Annotated in this window: 19 protein-coding genes; 7 read left to right on the forward strand and 12 right to left on the reverse strand. The window is 70.5% G+C overall.

What is annotated here, in order from left to right; all coding sequences use genetic code 11:
* Positions 1-109: 109 nt before the first annotated feature.
* The 6 genes from OHT61_RS01755 to OHT61_RS01780 all read right to left on the reverse strand — a co-directional run bounded on the left by OHT61_RS01755 (position 110) and on the right by OHT61_RS01780 (position 4,122).
* Positions 110-388 carry a hypothetical protein gene (locus OHT61_RS01755; protein ID WP_329034382.1) on the reverse strand — a complete coding sequence of 93 codons (279 nt, stop codon included), beginning with the start codon at positions 386-388 and terminating at the stop codon, positions 110-112.
* Between the two features lie 142 nt (positions 389-530).
* Positions 531-782 (reverse strand): hypothetical protein, encoded by a 252-nt coding sequence (locus OHT61_RS01760; RefSeq protein ID WP_329034384.1) that lies wholly within the window; start codon positions 780-782, stop codon positions 531-533.
* Between the two features lie 62 nt (positions 783-844).
* Positions 845-1,579 (reverse strand): hypothetical protein, encoded by a 735-nt coding sequence (locus tag OHT61_RS01765; RefSeq protein ID WP_329034385.1) that lies wholly within the window; start codon positions 1,577-1,579, stop codon positions 845-847.
* A 133-nt stretch (positions 1,580-1,712) separates the two neighbouring features.
* The gene (locus OHT61_RS01770; protein WP_329034387.1) at positions 1,713-2,066 is read right to left on the reverse strand and encodes a PRC-barrel domain-containing protein; all 354 of its coding nucleotides are present in this window, start codon (positions 2,064-2,066) and stop codon (positions 1,713-1,715) included.
* Positions 2,067-2,532: 466 nt separating this feature from the next.
* Entirely contained in the window at positions 2,533-2,847 is a 315-nt protein-coding gene (mihF, locus tag OHT61_RS01775; protein ID WP_329034389.1) for an integration host factor, actinobacterial type, read from the reverse strand.
* A gap of 165 nt (positions 2,848-3,012) precedes the next feature.
* Positions 3,013-4,122 (reverse strand): AI-2E family transporter, encoded by a 1,110-nt coding sequence (locus OHT61_RS01780; RefSeq protein ID WP_329034390.1) that lies wholly within the window; start codon positions 4,120-4,122, stop codon positions 3,013-3,015.
* Positions 4,123-4,363: 241 nt separating this feature from the next.
* Here OHT61_RS01780 and OHT61_RS01785 point away from each other — a divergent pair, with 241 nt between their 5' ends.
* On the forward strand, positions 4,364-4,867 hold the full coding sequence (locus tag OHT61_RS01785) for an MSMEG_6728 family protein (RefSeq protein ID WP_329034392.1): 504 nt from the start codon (positions 4,364-4,366) through the stop codon (positions 4,865-4,867).
* 402 nt (positions 4,868-5,269) lie between these two features.
* Positions 5,270-6,097, forward strand: a complete 828-nt coding sequence (locus tag OHT61_RS01790) for an aldo/keto reductase (RefSeq protein WP_329034394.1) — start codon at positions 5,270-5,272, stop codon at positions 6,095-6,097.
* 190 nt (positions 6,098-6,287) lie between these two features.
* Here the strand turns inward: OHT61_RS01790 and OHT61_RS01795 are convergent, their stop codons facing one another.
* Positions 6,288-6,995 carry an NUDIX domain-containing protein gene (locus OHT61_RS01795; RefSeq protein ID WP_443049342.1) on the reverse strand — a complete coding sequence of 236 codons (708 nt, stop codon included), beginning with the start codon at positions 6,993-6,995 and terminating at the stop codon, positions 6,288-6,290.
* Between the two features lie 151 nt (positions 6,996-7,146).
* Between OHT61_RS01795 and OHT61_RS01800 the strand changes: the two genes are divergently transcribed.
* Entirely contained in the window at positions 7,147-7,908 is a 762-nt protein-coding gene (locus tag OHT61_RS01800) for a DeoR/GlpR family DNA-binding transcription regulator (protein ID WP_329034398.1), read from the forward strand.
* 149 nt (positions 7,909-8,057) lie between these two features.
* On the forward strand, positions 8,058-8,867 hold the full coding sequence (locus OHT61_RS01805) for a hypothetical protein (protein ID WP_329034400.1): 810 nt from the start codon (positions 8,058-8,060) through the stop codon (positions 8,865-8,867).
* Positions 8,868-8,959: 92 nt separating this feature from the next.
* On the opposite strand, the gene OHT61_RS01810 is transcribed toward OHT61_RS01805, so the two are convergent.
* Positions 8,960-11,968, reverse strand: coding sequence for a family 16 glycoside hydrolase (locus OHT61_RS01810; RefSeq protein WP_329034401.1), 3,009 nt, complete (start codon positions 11,966-11,968; stop codon positions 8,960-8,962).
* A 377-nt stretch (positions 11,969-12,345) separates the two neighbouring features.
* On the opposite strand from OHT61_RS01810, the gene OHT61_RS01815 reads away from it, so the two are divergent.
* Entirely contained in the window at positions 12,346-12,990 is a 645-nt protein-coding gene (locus tag OHT61_RS01815) for a dihydrofolate reductase family protein (RefSeq protein WP_329034403.1), read from the forward strand.
* 184 nt (positions 12,991-13,174) lie between these two features.
* Here OHT61_RS01815 and OHT61_RS01820 read toward each other — a convergent pair whose 3' ends face one another.
* The gene (locus OHT61_RS01820; protein ID WP_329034404.1) at positions 13,175-13,789 is read right to left on the reverse strand and encodes a hypothetical protein; all 615 of its coding nucleotides are present in this window, start codon (positions 13,787-13,789) and stop codon (positions 13,175-13,177) included.
* A 204-nt stretch (positions 13,790-13,993) separates the two neighbouring features.
* Between OHT61_RS01820 and OHT61_RS01825 the strand changes: the two genes are divergently transcribed.
* Positions 13,994-14,485, forward strand: coding sequence for an ATP-binding protein (locus tag OHT61_RS01825; RefSeq protein WP_443049343.1), 492 nt, complete (start codon positions 13,994-13,996; stop codon positions 14,483-14,485).
* Positions 14,486-14,736: 251 nt separating this feature from the next.
* Positions 14,737-15,153, forward strand: a complete 417-nt coding sequence (locus OHT61_RS01830; protein ID WP_329034405.1) for an ATP-binding protein — start codon at positions 14,737-14,739, stop codon at positions 15,151-15,153.
* Between the two features lie 77 nt (positions 15,154-15,230).
* Here the strand turns inward: OHT61_RS01830 and OHT61_RS01835 are convergent, their stop codons facing one another.
* The 3 genes from OHT61_RS01835 to OHT61_RS01845 all read right to left on the reverse strand — a co-directional run bounded on the left by OHT61_RS01835 (position 15,231) and on the right by OHT61_RS01845 (position 17,881).
* Complete coding sequence (locus OHT61_RS01835) at positions 15,231-15,656, reverse strand: DUF6003 family protein (RefSeq protein WP_329034408.1); 426 nt, start codon at positions 15,654-15,656, stop codon at positions 15,231-15,233.
* 421 nt (positions 15,657-16,077) lie between these two features.
* Positions 16,078-16,239, reverse strand: coding sequence for a hypothetical protein (locus OHT61_RS01840; RefSeq protein WP_329034409.1), 162 nt, complete (start codon positions 16,237-16,239; stop codon positions 16,078-16,080).
* A 301-nt stretch (positions 16,240-16,540) separates the two neighbouring features.
* Positions 16,541-17,881, reverse strand: a complete 1,341-nt coding sequence (locus OHT61_RS01845) for a geranylgeranyl reductase family protein (protein ID WP_443049344.1) — start codon at positions 17,879-17,881, stop codon at positions 16,541-16,543.
* Positions 17,882-18,195 lie beyond the last annotated feature (314 nt).

Consider the following 18,195-nt stretch of genomic DNA (forward strand, 5'->3'; position numbering starts at 1 on the left):
CCTCGGACGCGTGGGGCTCGGCATCGGGCTCACGGGCTCGGTCCGGCGAGGGGATTCGCGGTGTCAGCTCCGCAGCGCGGAGGGTGTCAGCTCCGCAGCGCGGAGGGCGTCAGCTCCGCAGCGCGGAGGGCGTCAGCTTCTGCGCGGTGCTGCAGTGCGCCCTGAGCCGGTGCCGCCGGAGCTGCACCAGTGTCACCCCGAGCAGGACGGTGAACACCGCCAGGAGTACTCCCGCGATCTCCAGCTGCCTGCCGCTCGCCGTCCCGGCCCGCCCCTGGGCGAGCAGACCGAGCAGTGAGAGCAGGGCGCCCACCAGGTAGACGGAGCGCACACGTCGCAACTGCCGCAGCGCACGGGGGGCGAGGGCCACACGCTTCATTGATGCCATGTGCGCCTCATACCCTGAACGACACGGTGCAGACATGGAGTTGCGGATCGGATCAGATTCCCGTACCGGCCGGACACAGGAGTGTCCGGGACTCCTGGGAGTCCCGGACACCGATGACGAGGGCGGTCGGACGGGGGCGCGCTCACTCCCCCACGGGGTGGCCGCCGTCACCTTCGACGACGACACGGTCCTCACCCGGCTCGTCGGAACGCTCCACCATGGTGACATCCACCTCGCCGTCACCGGTGGTGTCGAACTGGTACAGGTCGGCCTTGCCGTCACCGGTGGTGTCGGTCATCCACACGTCGGGCTTGCCGTCGCCGTTGGCGTCGGCCGCCAGAACCATGTGGTGCTCGTTGCCGCGGGTCTCCACAAGCTCTTCGCTTTTGTCCATGAGGGCCGCGTGCCCGGGTCCCGACGGCCGAAACTCGGTGGAGGGTTCGGCCGGCGTGGGCGTCATCCCTCCTCCAGGAGCGCCGGGTCGACGATGTCACCGGCGGCCGGCTCCCGCGCCTCGACCTTCGCACCGTATTCGCTGAACACGGCTTCGCCCGGCTCCGTTCCGCCCTCGGTGACCGTCCTGAGGATGTACGGCTCGCCGTCCGTGGCCACGTACATCGTGACCTTCTCTCCGCCGAGCCGCTTCTTCTCCAGCGTCAGGGCCCTCCTGCCGCCGATGGTGGTCACCGGGCCCCTCGTCATGCCTGTGCGTTCGGACGTGTCGCTGTCCAGGGCGGCGAGGAAGGACTGCTTGTCGCACATGCCCTGGGCGCCGGAGCGCCCGTCCTGAGACCTCATCCACTTCCCCCGGAGTTCACGGACGATCCTGTCCGTGCCCGGACGGCCCTGCAGGGCGTTCTCCCAGAAGGCACGGTCACCCTTCACGTAGAGGTCGCGCCCGGCCCTGAGGATGTCGGCCCGGGCGTCACGACCCGCCAACGACCCTGTGCAGTGGCCACGCCGGTCGACACGGAAGTCGACCGCGACCTCGTCCCCGCCCGACTGGCGGCTGTGACCCCTCACGCGCAGCGACTGCGCGCTCTGCGTGGCCCGCACGGCGTCGGCGGCAATGCGGTCGGCGCTCTTCCCGCCGAACGCCCCCTCCACCGCGCCTTCGCCGCCGCATCCCGTGACCGCTGCCGCGCCCGCACACAGCGCCGCGGCCATGACGAGCGCGTTCTTCGCATGCATCGAGGAACCCCTCCCTGGGTCGACCGGCCCTGGCGTGGGCCACAGGGCGGGTTTCCTCGATACGCCCGCGGAAACCGAAAGGGGCCGGCCGAAGGGATTCCGGCCGGCCCCGTACGCGGGCATTCTGCTGCGGTCAGACGCGACGGTGGCTGGTGTAGTAGCCACCGACCTGCTCGTGGTATCCGGCGTCGCCGACGTGCTTGTCCTTGTCGAACTCGGGCGAGTCCTTGATCTGGTCCTTGGTGAGGTCGACGAATACCTTCCGCTCGGCCTGATCCACGGTACGCACGGTGCCGGCGGGGAGCAGCACGTGCTTCCCGAAGATCCAGACGCCGGTGTCGACCACCAGGTACGCCGAGTTGACCTCGTCGGAGTGCTTGTCGACCTTGCCGATGGTGCCGTCGGTGGCCTCGACCTTGTAGCCGATCAGGTCATTGCCCGCAGTGTGGCCGGCGGTCGGCTGGTAACCCCAGATGTTGTCGGTCATAAGATGCTCCTCAATGGAATTGGCGCGCCCACCGATTGTTCGATGCAATCGGATCGAGCGACCGGCAGATATTCGGTGATTCGCTCTCAGGACACCGCGTGCCCTCGGTCCGGGGCTCCACACATTCCGCACACGAAAATATGCCGACCGAATTCACTTCGCCGCACACGCGTTTGCGGGACGGGGGCCGGTCTCCTGTCCCGCGTGCCCCGAAATACGTCCACCATTGCTCGCACCGGCCGGTTTCCCGTCCCGGGCATCGGTGAAGTGCTCCAGGAGCCGGCACATGCGAGGGGGCCGCGACGACCATGGTCGTCGCGGCCCCCTCGCATGCCTGCCGTGCTGTTCGGGTCCGGCCCCTCGACGGCGGCGGCGGTCCCTCCGCCGTCTCTGCGTCGAGGGACACCCGCGCACCCACCTCAGCGCCCCGCAGGTGCACCTCCGCGTCGCCGCACCCGGTGCCGCATCAGCCCTCAGCCGGAAACAGCGTCAGAAGGCGGCTCTTCTGGTGCGCTCCGAGACCCCGGACGCGGCGCGTCTCGGAGATCCCGTACTCCCGGAGAATCTGGCCCGCCCGGATCTTGCCGATGCGGGGAAGCGATTCGAGAAGGCGTCGGACCGACGTGCGGGCCACGACCGGGTCGCTGCGTCTGAACACGTCCTGCAGGGAGATCCTGCCGGCCTTGAGGTCCGCCAGGAGCTCGGCACGTTCCTGGCGGACGGCGATGGCCCTCTTCAGCGCACTGCTGCGGGCCTCGGCTGTCAGATGGGGCAGAGTCACGGCGGGGTTCCCCTCTCGTGTCGGGTCGGCCACGACGGCTCCTCGCGTCGCGCCTTCGGACCTGGTGCCTCTGCTAGTGCCCGTGAACGGCCCCGATATGACTCTGCGGCAACTGTCCCGCGAAGCAGGTCCGGAGCGTGTCGCGCCCCGCCGTGATCGCCCGCCCTACGCCGAGGAACCTGCCGGTGAGACCTGCGCTTCGGGGTCCTGGGCCGGAACGGCGAGCTGCTCGCGCAGGTAGTTCCAGACCACGGCGATCAGTGCGGCGACGGGTACCGCGAGCAGACTGCCCACGATGCCGGCCAGGCTTCCGCCCAAGGTCACCGCCAGCAGGACCACCGCGGCGTGCAGGCCGAGTCCCCGGCTCTGGATCATGGGCTGGAACACGTTGCCCTCCAGCTGCTGCACCACCACGATGATCGCCAGGACGATCAGCGCGTCGGTCAGGCCGTTCGACACGAGGGCGATGAGTACCGCGACGAAGCCCGCGAACAGCGCCCCCACGATCGGCACGAACGCGGAGACGAAGGTGAGCACCGCCAGGGGCAGCACGAGCGGCACTCCGACGATCCACAGGCCGAGACCGATGAGGACCGCGTCGAGCAGACCGACGTACGCCTGGGAGCGGACGAACTCGCCCAGGGTCGCCCAGCCGCGCGCCGCGACGGTCGGCACGTCCGTGGCGAGCCGCCCGGGCAGCTGACGGGCGAGCCACGGCAGGAAGCGGGGCCCGTCCTTGAGCATGAAGAACATCAGGAAGACCGCCAGCACGGCGGTCACCACGCCGTTGATAACGGTGCTCACCCCGGTGACGACGGTGGTGACCATGCTGCCGATGCTGTCCTGGATGCGGCCGGTCGCCGAGTCGAACGCGCCGGTGATCTGATCGTCACCGATGTTGAGCGGCGGCCCGGAGGCCCACTCCCTCAGCCGTTGGATGCCTTCGACCACGCCGTCGGCGAGTTCACCGGACTGCGAGGCCACCGGCACCGCGATGAGCGCCGCGACGCCGACGGCCACCAGGAGGAACACCAGGGTCACGACGGAGGCCGCCAGGGCCGGGGGCCATCCGCGCCGGCGAAGGTGGCGTGTGACCGGCCACGTCAGTGTGGTCAGCAACAGACCGACTATCAGCGGCCATACGACCGACCACATACGGCCGAGCAGCCACACCACTGCCGCGGCCATGACAAGGACCAACAGCATCTCGCCGGATACGCGCGCCGAGACGCGGAGAGCCGCGCGGGTCTTGGTGGAGCTCAACGTGTCAGACATGCGAGTCACCCTATTCGCCCGGCAGACCTCTTCGCACCGCGTCCGGATCGGTGTACGCGGCCTCGGGCTCCGTCCCGTGGAACGCATCCGGGCCAGGTCCGCCACCTCCCCGCAGCGCCCGTTCCCGCCCGGGAGCCGGGTCGTGACGCCCGGCCGGATGACCGGCACACGGATCGGTGAAATGTCGTGCGCCCCACACATCCGGGGCCGGAGGCGCCCCCGCGCGGGTAGTACACGTCGCATGCAGACCTTCCTCCCGTTTCCGGACTTCACGGCATCGGCCGCGGCACTCGACCCCAGGCGCCTCGGCAAGCAGCGCGTCGAGGCCGTGCAGGTGCTCCGCGGCCTGATCGTGCCGGGATACGGCTGGCGCAGGCACCCCGCGGTCCGGATGTGGGCGGGCTACGAGGAGGCTCTGGTCCGGTACGGGCTGGACATTTGCGAGGCGTGGACACGCGACGGGCGCGCCGATACGTGCGCGGTCACCCTGGTGCACGACTTCATGGCCTGGAAGCCGGACGCGACGATGCGCACCCAGGCCGCGCTCGGGGCGGACGGCGACCTCCCCGACTGGCTCGGAAACCCGGAGTTCCACCGCAGCCACCGCTCGGCCCTGTTGCGCAAGGATCCCGGCTACTACCGCACGCGGTTCCCCGACATGGCGGAGGACGCGACGGACGACGTGCCGTACGTCTGGCCGAAGTCGGACCGCGATCCGGAGGCCGGGGGCCCCGGCCTGCCCTGACCCGGGACGGCGGGCTCGCGCTCCACCGGGGGCGGATGCGGGAGGCCGTCGCGTGGCGGGCCCGTGAACGGCTGCTGCGCGGGCAGGCGCCGGGAGAGCACCCTCGGTGCAACGGACCGTGAGGGAAGGTTACTGGTATAGATACGCGTATCCCGTTTTCAACCCGTATGTTCGGGTACGACCGGGAAAGGTTGATGCCATGCACCCCCGGCCGGGGGTGAGGCCGACTCGCCCGCCGACGCGACAGGGCGGGTCCGGCGGATCCTTCCGGCCCGGAGCCGGAACGCCGGCGGGGTGCTCGAACGGGAGACGGCTCCGCCGTCGACGGCGGCCACCTCCTGGCCCACTCCGGAGACACCCCGGCTCACCGCCCTCCAGGAACAGAACAGCTAAGGAGTGACCGTGCCCTCAGTACCAGACGTGACACTCAACAACGGCGTGAAGATCCCGCAGCTCGGCTTCGGAACCTTCCAGATCCCGCCGGCGCAGACCCGCGAGACCACCCTCGCGGCTCTCAGGGCCGGCTACCGGCACATCGACACCGCGGAGATGTACGGCAACGAGAAGGAGGTGGGCCAGGCCGTCCGTGACTCCGGCCTGGAGCGCGCCGACGTCTTCGTGACCAGCAAGCTGGACAACGGCGCCCACGCGCACGACGCCGCGCTGGCCGCGTTCGAGGGCACGATGGAAGAGCTCGGGCTCGACTATCTCGACCTCTTCCTCATCCACTGGCCGCTGCCGGGTGTCGGGGACTTCGTGGAGACCTGGCACGCCATGGAGGAGATCTACCGCTCAGGACGGGTCAAGGCGATCGGTGTCTCCAACTTCCAGCCGCACCACCTGCGTCGGCTGCTGGAGAGCAGCACGGTGGTCCCGGCGGTGAACCAGATCGAGGTGCACCCCTACCTCACCCAGGACACCGTCCGCTCCTTCGGTGCCGAGCACGGCATCGCCACCGAGGCGTGGTCGCCCATCGCGCAGGGCAAGGTGCTGGACGATCCCGCCATCACCCGTATCGCTGAGCGTGTGGGCAGGTCGACGGCCCAGGTCACGCTGCGCTGGCACCTGCAGCGTGGTGACATCGTGTTCCCCAAGTCGGTCACGCAGAAGCGGATCGAGGAGAACTTCGCGCTCTTCGACTTCGAGCTCACCGACGCAGACGTCGGTGAGATCTCCGCCCTCAACCGTGACGAGCGCACCGGTTTCGACCCTGACACGTTCAACGGCTGACATCCGCCGCGGCGGTCGCGGACCGCGACCGGCCGAGCCGAACACGGCTGCGCGGCGGAGGCGCCGGCCCGGCCGCGCGGCCCTCCGTCCGCGCGGCCGGGCCGGGGCAGGCTCTCGTCGGCCGCGCGGCTTCCTCCCGCCGGAACCTCTCGGTGCGGTCACCCGTCCGGCGCCTCACGCTCCCTTCACGTCATCCCGCTGCCGGCGCGAACGGCCCGTCCAGGGCCGCCCATTGCAGGAGCAGGATGGTCTTGCCGTCCACGATGCGGCCGTCGCGGGTCATGGCGAGCGCTGACGCGAAGGGCAGTTCGAGGACCTCGATGTCCTCACCCTCCTCCTCCAGTCCTCCCCCGGTTCCGACCCGGTCCGCCGCCGTGTAGGGGGCGGCGAAGTAGTGCAGGCACTCGGTGACCGAACCGGGGCTCATGTAGGCGTCGAGGACGCGGGTGAGCGGGCCGAGGACGACCCCCAGTTCCTCGGCGCTCTCGCGCCTGACGGCGGTGACCGGGTCGTCCGCGTCGAGCAGCCCCGCCGCGGCTTCGACGAGCATGCCGTCGGGGTGGCCGTTGACATAGGCGGGGTAACGGAACTGCCGGGTGAGCAGGACGCATCGGCGTTCGGGGTCGTACGGCAGGACGACCGCACCGTTGCCGCGGTCGTACGTCTCGCGCTGCTGGGTGGCCCAGCGCCCGTCGCGACGCCGGTAGTCGAAGGTCGTGCGGCGCAGGACGTGCCAGCCCTGGGACGTGAGCTCGACGTCGCGGATCAGCACGTCCGGGTTGCGGCGCAGATCCCGGCCCACCCGGTCGAGACCGGTGCGGCCACGGTGGTCGGGGGTGTCTGTACCGGGGATGCTCACGCGGTCTCCTGCGGTCGGGGGTAGGGGGTGCGGATCCATGGCGTCCGGGCGGTCCGCTGCGCGGGCCGGGGCCCTCGGCGGACGGACAGCCCCCTGATCACCCGGACCGGCGATCGGGGGTGAGCGCGGGCGTCCGGTCGCGGGACGTTACGATACATGCAGAAACGCGCATGAACAGGAGAGAACGCGGATGCTGGCTGCTGAACGACGCGACCACCTGCTGGGACTGCTCTCCCGCGAAGGAAAGATCGTCGCCAAGACCGTGGCCGCCGAACTGGGGATCTCCGAGGACAGCGTCCGGCGCGACCTGCGCGACCTCGCGGCCGACGGACTGTGCCAGCGGGTCTACGGCGGCGCGCTTCCGGTGTCGCCCGCCGTCGTCGACCATTCCTCCCGTCGGAGCGTGGCCCCCGACGGGAAGCGGAAGGTCGCTTCCGTGGCCGTCGGCCTGGTCCGGGCGGGCGACACACTGATCCTCGACGGGGGCACCACCGCCCTGGCCGTCGCGCGGGCTCTTCCACAGGATCTCGTCTGCACCGTGATCACCCACAGTCCGACCGTCGCAGCCGCCCTGCTCGATCATCCGCACGCGGAACTGTTCCTGCTCGGGGGCCGCGTCTTCAAGCACTCGGCGGTGGCCTGCGGCGCGACCGCGGTCGAAGCGGCCCAGGGGGTCTTTGCCGATCTCTGCCTGCTCGGCGTGACCGGAGTACACCCCGAGGCGGGTCTGACCACGGGCGATTCGGAGGAGGCCGCGATGAAGCGCGCTCTGGCCTCCCGCGCGGCGGACACCTACATCCTCGCCTCCTCCGAGAAGATCGGGACCGCCTCGCGCTTCCGGGTGCTGCCCTGGGACAAGGTCAGCGGCCTCATCACCGACGCCGATCCCCATGACGCGTCGATCGGCGAACTCGCCACACGTGGCGTCGAAATCCTCGGCACCCGCCCCTGACGCGCACGGGCGGACGCCCCGTCGCGCCGCTGCGGCCGATGGCTCCGGGTCTCGTGTCCGGGTGCCACGCCGACCGGCGCGTCGTGGAGACTTGGGAACAGGGGCGGCGCCCGTCGCCCGTGACACGTCGCACGACCGGAGCACGGCCGGTGCGGCACAGGCGCGCACGTGCCGCACCGGCAGCAGGCCGGGCAGACGAGGAGGACACGATCGACACCGCCGAAGCGGGCCGGTACCCGCTGGACTCCGCCAGCGTCGTGAATGCGAAGGAGACCCTCTTCGAGCTCCTGGGCCGGGCCGGGGTCCCCCGGAGCGAGGCCGAGGAGCTCATCGCGCTCGTGCAGGCCGGGGCGATCGCGGACGCGCACAGCGAACTCGGCAAGGCCGGCGGCGCCCCGGGCGACAGCGGGCAGCCCTACGGCAGGGGCTGGCGCGACGGCGCCCGTGCGGCCGGCGACGTGCTCGTCGACGTCGCGGGCCGGGCCCTGGAGCGTGCCATCGGCCCGGCCGATTCCGGGGCCGAGGAGGACCCGTCGCGCAGCCGCCACCCGGTCGGAAGAGTGGACGTGGAGCGCGCGAAGGTCGCCGTGGCACCGGTCTACCTCACCTTCAGCGGCAGCTCGGACCTCGACCCCGAGGTGTCGGACGACGTGCTCACCGCGGTGCTGGGCACCATGAGCGTCGTGGGCCGTGTCGGCTACGCCGGTCAGCTGGAGCGGTTCGCCGGAATCGAGCGCGAGCGGCTGGCCCGGCTGTACGCGCGGTACGGGCCGGGGAGCCACATCGCCCTGCACGGTCGCTACTCCCTCCTCCACTCCCCCACCAGCGTCGCCGTGCTGGAGCGCCTCACCGTCGCACCGACCGCGTTGCGCGCGGAGTGGGAGCACGCGGAGCTGCCGCCGGCGTGGCTGACGGGCCTGTCCTCGGCCTGGGCTGCGACAGAGGCCCGGCCGGGCTGACGCCGACCGGGCGGACCCGGCGGTGAACGCGGACGGAACGGTGCGGGGCACCTGCTTCCGCAGGTGCCCCGCGTCGGTTGCCGCGCCGGACCTCAGCCGAGCGGTTCGATACGGATGTTGCGGAAGCGCACCTTGTTGCCGTGGTCCTGGAGCCGGATCGCTCCGGCCGAGGCGCCCTCGGGGATGCCGGCACCGGTCGGCCCGTCGATCGCGACGTCGTCGTGGACCTTCTTGCCGTTCCACACGACCGTGACCCTGGCGTCGGCGGTCTTGCGGCCGTTGTCGTCGAAACGGGCGGCGCGGAACGTGACGTCGTACTTCTGCCACGTCTCCGGCGCGGTGGCCGCGTTGATGTCCGGCGCCTTCTTCTGGTAGATGGCGCCGGCCTCGTTCGTGTCGAGGGTGGTGTCACCGAACGAGTCGAGGATCTGCAACTCGTAACGGTCCTGGAGGTAGATGCCGCTGTTGCCGCGGTTCTGACCGGTCACGTCGTCGGGCAGCAGCGGTACGCGGAACTCCAGTTGCAGCCTGAAGTCCTGGTAGGCGTCCTTGGTGCGGATGTCCCCGCAGCAGACCTCCATGGCCCCCTCCGAGGCCAGGGGCCACTCGACGCTGCGGCCGTCCGTGTGCTGCCACTGCTCCTGGGAGGCCGCGGTTCCGTCGAAGAGGGCGACGGGGTTCCCGTGCGGACGCACGGTGATCAGATCGAGGTTCACATGGCCCGCGTCACCGGAATCGAAGCGGTACGAGAGGGTGTTGGGCCCGGCGTGCAGGCGGATCCGCTCGGTCTGGGTGGACCAGGCGTCCCAGGTGCCGGTGGAAGCCAGCTGCGTCTGCTTCAGCTTCTTGCCGTTGACGTGGAGGGAGAGCGACTTGGTGCCCTGGTAGGGGTTGGGACCGTTGGAGTAGCGCAGGTTCACGTCGTAGTCGCCGACCTTGGGCACGGTGACGTCGAAGGTCGTGGCCCCCTTGTTCTCCGTGTTGTAACGGTCGACGAATCCGCTGCCCGAATAGCCGGGGTGGTCGGTGTTGACGCCGGCCGTCCCGGTGAGCCTGGCCTCCTCGGCCTCGTACAGGGTGGCCGGCGGCGGCTGCTTGCCCGGCAGGGCGTTCAGCGTGTACCACGCCTCCGTGCTCCAGAGCGTCTCGCCGGAGGCCGAGGCGAAGGGCCGCGGCGAGCGCAGGTGTACGACGCGGCCGGGCTTGAGTCCGTCGAGCCGCAGGCGCACGGTCCGGCCGTCCTCGGCGAGGGTCGCCGACGTGACGCCGAGCTGCTCCTCGGCGATCTTCGGGCCGCCGTAGTCGGCCGTCGGGGTGTAGCGCCACTGCTCGGCCTTGTAGCGGGTCGCGAGCTCCGCGGCCGTGGCCTCGGACAGCGGCTGGGTGTACTCCAGGTCGAAGCCACCGGGCACGGCGCGCATCTCCTGGACGTCGAACGTGTTGCCCCCGTTGGGTGTCAGCTTCTGGAGGCCGAACTTCAGCTTCCCTTCCTGGCCCCAGTTGCCGTCCGCCCCCAGGCCGCCCGCGTAGATCGCACCGTCGGGTCCCATGGTGAGGCGGTTGACACCGGCTTCGAGTCCCTGGGTGTAACGGAACACGGCGCCCTGGTACTCGCCCTTCACCTTCTCCAGGTAGGCGCGCTGCAGTCCGCCGTAGGTGACGTCACCGATGAGCATCTGCCCGGCGAAGCGCCCCTTCGCCAGGTGCAGGGGTGTGCTCGGGGAGTTGCCGATCTCGTTCTGCGGCAGCCAGAGCACCGGCTGGTTCACGGCGCGGTTGTCGAAGGGGCCCGAGGGCTCGGTGTAGTGGTTGAAGAAGCGGTCCTGCTTGATGTGCACGAGCTTGGACGCCGGCAGCCAGCCGCCCTGGTTGTCGGTGGTGAAGATGTCGCCGCCCGGGCCCCAGCCGATCCCGTTCGGAGTCCGCAGACCGCCGGCCACCGCCTTGATCTTGCCGGTCTTCTTGTTCACCTTGTACGTCGTGCCGCGGCCCGGCGCCGGCTGCGGAGTGGTCGTCGCGCCACCGTAGTTGATCGCGACGGACAGGTTCACGTAGAAGGAGCCGTCACGGTACAGCAGCCCGAAGGCGAACTCGTGGAAGTTGCCGCCGTACGGCCAGGTGGCCACCGTGCGGTAGTCGTCGGTGACGAAGTCGCCGTTGGTGTCGACGAGTTGCGTCAGTTCGTGTTTCTGCGAGACGTAGAGCGAGCCGTCGACGTACTTGATGCCCATGGGCTCGCGCAGGCCCTCGGCGACCTTCGTCACCGTCACCTTGTCCCGGCTGGTGTCACCCGTTACGTGGTCCAGGAGGTACACCTCGCCCTTGACCGCTTCGGAACCACCCCAGGTGGACAGCGCCAGGCGCCCGTCCGGGAGCCAGTCCATGCCGGTGACCTGGGGCTCGAATCCGTCCGGCCGCAGGTCGGTGAGGTCGAGATCGGGACGGACGTCCGCGAGCGGCAGGCCGTCCCCGGGGCTGTCGGCACCCGATTCGCATTCCTTGCGCCCCGGCGCCGTGACCCGGACGACCCCGGCGTCCGTACTGAGTGCCTCACGCGGCACGACGGTGAAGTCATCCGCGCCCGGCGGCTTCCAGGCGAGCGTGAGCTGCTGGTCACCGCCCCGCTCGAAGTACTCGACGCGGAACGGGTGGGGGCCCGCCGTGAGCTGGACCGAACCGTCCTTGGGCTCGGCGCCGTGGAGGCCGTCGTGGTCGATGACCTCCTGGTCGTCGATGGTGAGACGCGAGCCGTCGTCGCTGGTGAGGCGGAAGCTGTAGGTCCCGTCGGCGGGGATGACGAGGTAACCGGACGCCTCGGCGACGAAGTTGTCGGCGAAACCGCCGAAGTCGCCCACCGTCGACCAGTTCACGTCGGACATCAGCTTGTCGTAGTTGGGCGTCTGACCGGGCTTGAGTGTGCACAGCTTGCTGAGCGGTACCTGGGTGTCGAAGACGCGCAGTGTCACGCCCGGTTCCTGGGGCGGGATCTCGTCGGGTGCGGCGGCGGACGGCGACGCGGCCCATACGCCTCCGGCGAGAAAACTGCCTACGAGCAGAGTGGTGAGCTGTATTCGGGCACGTTGGAACAGCCGTGGATGCATCGATCCTCCAGAAGGGGGTGGCACTCCGGTAGGGCTGAACGAATCCGCGAGACGGCAGGACGCCTGTGGTTGCGCCGTCACGCTAGGGGACTTCCGCTGGAGAAGTCCATACTTTGTCATCTGTGAGTTCAAAGTTCGGCGACGCCCCTCGTCGGTGCTCGACCCGACACGCACGTGACGACCGTCGAACTCGGCGCACGGCCAGGGAGAATGGGCTGACAGCGGTGCGGCGCCCCCGGCTCTCGAGGGCATCCGAAGGCGAGAACCTCGCAGGTGGGACCATCGGGCCGCTGTTTTCTTGACTGGTCACGGATGCAGCGATGAGTTTGCCCGCCCCGGCGAGTCTCACCACCGATGCGAACAACACAGGAGGACACGTGTCTCAGCTACTGAGAGTCCAGAACTTCAATGTTTCGAGTGACGGGATCGGCGCCGGGGAGGACCAGACTCTGGAGAGGCCGTTCGGTCACGTCGACCCCGGGAAGCTGTTCGCCTGGGCCGGCGACACCGCGAGCTGGCCCATGCGCACCGACCCCGGTGGGAGCCGGGGCCTGGACGACTACCTCACGCGGGACTACGCCCGCAACATCGGCGCGGAGATCATGGGCCGCAACAAGTTCGGCCCCCAGCGCGGGCCTTGGCAGGATCACGAGTGGCAGGGGTGGTGGGGTGACGAGCCGCCGTTCCGCACCCCGGTGTTCGTGATGACCCACCACATGCGCCCCTCGATCACGCTCTCCGACACCACGTTCCACTTCGTCGACGCCGACCCGGCCACGGTCCTCGCACAGGCCCGGGAGGCAGCGCAGGGCAAGGACATCCGGCTCGGCGGCGGGGCCACCACCATCCGGGAGTTCCTCGACGCCGACCTCGTCGACACGATGCACATCGCGGTCTCGCCGATGAAGTTCGGTTCCGGAGTACGGCTCTGGGAGTCGCCCGACGAACTGCGCGACCGCTTCCATCTGGATGTCGTTCCCAGCCCGAGCGGCGTGACGCACCATCTGTTCTGGCGCAAGTAGCCACTCCTCAGGAGCGGCCCCGGAAGCGGTTCCGCTTCCGGGGCCGCCGCGAGGCGGCCCGGGGTCCCGCCCTGGGGCTTCGGGCAGACAGCGCCCGAGGGAGGGACCGGCCTCGCCGCGGACGACGATCCGGAGCCTCACGGCGGAACCGCATGCCGGAGCCGCGCGGCGGATCCGCCGGCCCTCAGGGTGCGGACCGGCCGTGCACGAGGAGGAACTCCGTGGCCCGGGCGATCCCCTCCGTCGACGTCGCGTGCACCGCCGCGGACTCCTCCTCCTGCCCGTCGGCGGCGGTGGCGGTGTACCACCACGCGTCAGCGTCGGGGTCGTGGTGGATGGCGGCGGCTCCCCCCGCGTAGCTCAGCGGGATCGACTCACCCGCGGACCTCTTGACCACCGCGTAGGGCCACTTGAGGCGGGCGGACTGGCGCTTGATCCCGCCCCAGGCCGCTCCCAGCTGGACGTAACTGGCCCCGCCCCGGCCGGCGACGGTGGCCGCACTCTCCGCCAACCGCTCGACGGACAGCTTGGCCTCGTACAACGCCCGCAGAAGCGCCAGTTGGACGTCGGGGGCGGCCATGAGCCCCGGATCGAAGGACTTGCCGGCCGCTCGGTACGCCCGCGCCCGGGTCGAGATGTGCTCGGCGAGTGCACGGACGGCGCCGAGCACATGATCGTCCATCGCGAAGGCGTCGTCCTGGGCGGGCTCACTCCAAGGCGGCTCCACCTGAGTCATGACGCTCGCCCAGAAGTCTTCGTCGTTCTTCTCAGGGGTCGGAACACGCTGCGCATCAACCATGTGACAAAGGTACCTGTCACGACCTCATGCGACAAGGATACCTGTCAAAGGGATGTGACAGTCAGGCCTGTCATGTCGTCCCGCCGCGGATCGACGGGCCTCCGAGACCGCCTCCGCCGCCGACTGGTGTGCAACGCCCGATGGCGGGTAGGCGCGTGTGGCGAAGCAGTTGCAGGGTGCGGCTGGCCTGACGGGGGACATGACATGGAACAGCCGGCGACCGGTGGCGGGGACTTGCTGAACAGCCACGCGATCAGCGCTATCAGCCTCTCGGCCGGTGCCGCGTACGACATGAGTTCGGTGGAGATCGGCAGCGCGCGGAGCTTCGTGCGCGACTTCCTGCTGACCGCCGGATCCGAGCACGGTGTGTCCGTCCCGTCACGGGTCATGGACCTCGCCCGACTCGTCGTGAGCGAGCTGGCCACCAACGTCTGCAAGTACGCGCCGGGTCCCTGCCTCCTGGACGTCGAGGTGATCGACGACATGCTGGCCATCACGATGTGGGATTCCGGTGACGTCCTCCCCATGGCCCATCAGGCCGACCCGGCGCGCGCGGGGCAGCACGGCCTGGAGATCGTCCTCGCGGTCTGCCAGAGCTTCGAGATCCGCCGGGAACCGGTGGGCAAACGCATTCGTGTCCAGATCTCCCTGCTCGACGGCAGGCCGGAGGACCGGGCCGGGCAGTCGCCCTGGTAGATGCACCCGGATATCCGTATCGAAACGCACCGGCGCACCACCCTGCCACTGGCCGATGCGCAATTCCGCGCGCAATTCAGGAACGTGCCGTGCGGGCCCCCGCTCGGCCCGATCGTCACATGGTGCCTTTTCGGTGCACCGTTGTGCTTGGACGGCCCGGAAGGAAATACCGCAGGTGTGCAGACGGAGCCGGAGGGCACACTTCCTGTCACTGCAAAGCGGCACACCGGACAACAGGCGGGTGAACTCGCATGAACGGCCAGAAGACCAACGACGCATCCGCACCCTCCGCTCCGACCAGGGTGCGGGGTGACGGCTCCGACAGCATCCACCAGGCGCGCGAGGCGTCGCGTACCTTCGCCGACAGCCTCACACCGGCCCCGGACCCCATGACAGCCGATTCCCTCGTGCTGGTGGTCTCGGAGCTCACGACGAACGCGGTGCGTCATGGCGGGGGTCGGTACACCCTCGAACTCTCGGCCACGTCGGACTCGCTGACGGCGGAGGTCAGCGACCCCAGCCCCGCACCCCCGCGCGAGCGCGCGCCCGATCTCAACGGTGGCAGCGGTGGGTTCGGCTGGCACATGGTGCGCCGGCTCGCCAGCGAGCTGACCGTCACCTACGGGCCCAGCACCGGCAAGACCATCCGCGCCCGACTCGCGTACTGACGCGGCGGCGCCGCCCAGGCCGGGGCCCTGCGCGGCGGCCTGACGGGCACGGCGGAACACGCCTCACCGGTGCGGGGTCACGCCTGGATCAGACCGCTGATCTCCCGTGCGGACAACCCCGTGAGCTGTGCGATGCGAGGGGCGGGGATCCCGGCGGTGAGCGCGCGGTGCACGAGGGCCTCCGCGCCCTCGGTCATCTCCCGGAACCCGGAGAGCTCTGCCTCCAGGTCCGCGACGGACCGGGGCACGGACTCCCGGTGGATCCGCAGGGCCTCCTCCTCGCTCAGCGGAACGGGCAGGCTTTCGGCGTCCTCGGGCATCAGCGCTTCCGCGTCGGCGAGAAGAATCCTGACCTGGTCCGACGAGGCGGAGACTCCATGCGCCTGCAGCCAGCCGTGCACGGCCGGTGTCTCCGCACACGCCAGGGCGCCGACGGACGCCAGGGCCACGCCCACGCGCGGGTGGTCGTCGGGAAGCAGGAACAAGCGAGCGTCGTGGTCCATCGCGTACAAACACCTTCTCGATCAGGGCATCAACGACGCCCTGATATTAGCCCTCGGACCAGGCACGAATAGCGTCCGGCCACTCCGGCTCGCCCTTCGGGGAATGCGGGTACCGCCGATACGTTCCCCGTAACGGCCGGGGCGCCGCGGCTGTACGACTGCGGCCCCCGGCAATCCGCGTGCGGCGCCTCTCGTCGAACCGCGGCGACGTGGGCTGCGGCCCTTGCGGAATCCGGGAGTTGTCGGCGCCACGTCGCCCGGAATTGGTCCCGTGATCCGGGGTGGATCGGCGTGCCGCTACGGATGCGGTGCATCGCAAGGCGGAGGGACGTCCGCACACTGGCTGTGTTCGGGCGTCGCGACAACGCGGCGCGGTGCCGCAGCCGTCGTCGCACGCCCGCCGGGGAGTACGGGACAGCCCTTACGCGGGGCCCCGTTCCTCACGCGGCAGACCCATCTCCTTGCGGTCCTCCGCCAGGCGTTCGTCGAGTTCCTGATCGTTCGGACGCCTCGGCATTCCGCGGCTGTGTCCGTTGTCCGGGTCGCCCTCGACTTCTTTGTTGGACTTGTGGTGATGCACCATGGCCGTCTCCTTGGCATGGCGGCGCGTCCGTCGAAGGACCCCTGCCACTCGGATCCCCATTGCGCGACGAGTGCGCACCGCCGACGAATCCGTACCGCCGATCCGTGACGAGTCCGTGCCGCCGACTCGTCCCGGCGGCTTGAGGCGGCCCGGCGAAGGGGGCGAGGGGCAGTTCCGCGGCGTCAGCGGGCCGACAGGCCCTGGACCCGCCCTGCCCCACCTCTCGTCCGGGGCACCTGGCTTCCAGTGTCTCCGACGGTACGGCCCGCCGCCATGCAGTTCCCGAGTGCGTGCGTTCGCTTCAGCGAGGCGGTACGCCCGGGCCCCGCACACGGCGGCGGCCCGGTGGGGGAACCAGCCGCACGAGGCCGTGGACGACGGTGTCGATCAGGTCGTCGGGGGGTGCGTCCGTCCCGTGCGTGAGCAGTCGTGCCAGGGTCTGGACCAGTGCGGGCGAGGCCATTACACGGCGGGTGAGCAGAGGGCGGTAGCCGTAGCGGGCGAACACCAGATCGGCGACGGTGTTCCCGAGACGGTAGTAACGCCCCCAGCGGCGATTCACCTCACGCGGGTAGTGGTGCAGAGCCTGTTCCCGCGCCGGGCCCTCTGCCCGGTGCAGGGCGAGCGCCACCGTCTCGGCGGCGACCTCGCCGGCTTCCATCGCCTGGACGATTCCCTCGCCGCTCCACGGGCTGACCATGCCACCGCTGTCGCCGACCAGGAGCAGACCGCGTCGGTACTGCGGCCTGCGGTTGAAGCCCATGGGGAGTGCCGCGCTGCGCAGCGGGGAGTCGGCGTTCTCCTCCCGCAGATCCCAGTGCGCGGGCAGCCGGGCCAGCCACAGGTCCATGGTGGCCCGCAGGTCGACCGCTCCGTGGCGGCGGTGCGGCAGGGCGCCCAGGCCGACGTTCACACGCCCGTCCCCGAGCGGGAAGATCCATCCGTATCCCGGCAGGTCGCGGCCGGTACGGGAGCAGAGGAGGTCGGCCCAGAGTTCGAGGTAGGGGTCGTGCGTGCGGGCTTCGCTGCGGAAGTAGCGACGCGCCGCTGTGGCGATCGGACTGCCCGGGTCCCGTTCCAGCCCCATGGCCAGCGCCGTACGGGCGGACGCTCCGTCCGCCGCGACGACCAGAGGGGCCCGGTAGTCCCTCGGGCGCTTGCCGTCCCCCGCGACGGTGCTCACGCCGACGATACGACCGCGGTGGTCGGTCAGAGGGCCGGTGGCCTTGGTGCCGAGATGCAACCGCGCCCCGGCGGCGACGGCCTGCCGGGCGAGGATGTCGTCGAAGTCGTGCCGGGTGCGGGTGAGGCCGAAGTCCGGGTGACTGCCCGAACGGGGCCAGTCGATGTGGACCTGGCGTCCACCGCACACCCACCGCATCCCTCTGGTCCGCTGCCAGCCCGGCGCCTCGATGTCGATCCCCATGCGGATCAGCTGCTGGACGCCGCGCGGCGTGAGGCCGTCCCCGCACACCTTGTCCCGGGGGAACGTGCCCTTCTCCAGCAGCAGTACGTCCACCCCTGCCCGGGCCAGGTGCAGGGCCGTGGCAGAACCGGCGGGCCCCGCACCCACCACGATCACCTGTGCCTGGTGGTCTTCCGGACCGGCATCCGCGCCTGACTCCACTGACTGACTCCTCATGAGCGAGGCGGGCCGGCTTTTTCCGGCTGCGCGCCAGGACTGCAGTCCGCTCGACGGACCCGGTGCGCGGGCCGGAACCGGCCCGCGCACCGATCACATACCCGCCCGGCCGCTCCGGCATCCGTCCCCCGCTCGGCGGCGGGGTCCGGCGGAACTCCTGACGGCATGATCCCCGCCCTCGCGCGCATGCCCCGCGCCCGGCCGCCGGCGTCCGTGCTTCGGCCGAACGGGCGCCTACCCGCCCGGCACCGACCGGCGGGCGCCTCCCCCGGCGCACGCGGGGAGCGAGGCCGCACGCGTGGAGCGCGGCCGCA

It is taken from the genome of Streptomyces sp. NBC_00178, from assembly GCF_036206005.1.
Lineage (GTDB): Bacteria > Actinomycetota > Actinomycetes > Streptomycetales > Streptomycetaceae > Streptomyces.